At 45.3% G+C, this 298-nt stretch carries 1 protein-coding gene; it reads left to right on the forward strand.

What is annotated here, in order from left to right; translation table 11 throughout:
* Window positions 1-298 (forward strand): MBL fold metallo-hydrolase (locus tag AB4585_RS27780; protein WP_372171977.1); only part of this gene is annotated, 298 nt, incomplete at both ends.

Below are 298 nucleotides of genomic sequence, written 5' to 3' on the forward strand. Positions count from 1 at the left end.
CTTATAGCTATCTTGTTACTGATAATGCGACAAAATCGAGTGCAATTATTGACTCTGTGCTTGATTACGATGCCGCAGCAGGAGTGACTTCGACGTACTCTGCCGATGACATTCTAAGATACGCTGAACAACAACACTTAACGCTTCAGTGGATATTGGAGACACATGTTCATGCCGATCACTTAAGCGCTGCCAGCTATCTTAGAGAGCGCTGCGGAGCAGCAATGGCAACGGGAAGAGAAATCACCACGGTACAGTCAAGGTTTAAGCAAATTTTTGGCTTAAGAGAGTTTGCTGC

Origin of the sequence: Vibrio sp. 10N.222.49.C9 (assembly GCF_041474985.1) — a bacterium.
In the GTDB taxonomy this organism is placed as follows: Bacteria; Pseudomonadota; Gammaproteobacteria; order Enterobacterales; family Vibrionaceae; genus Vibrio; species Vibrio crassostreae_C.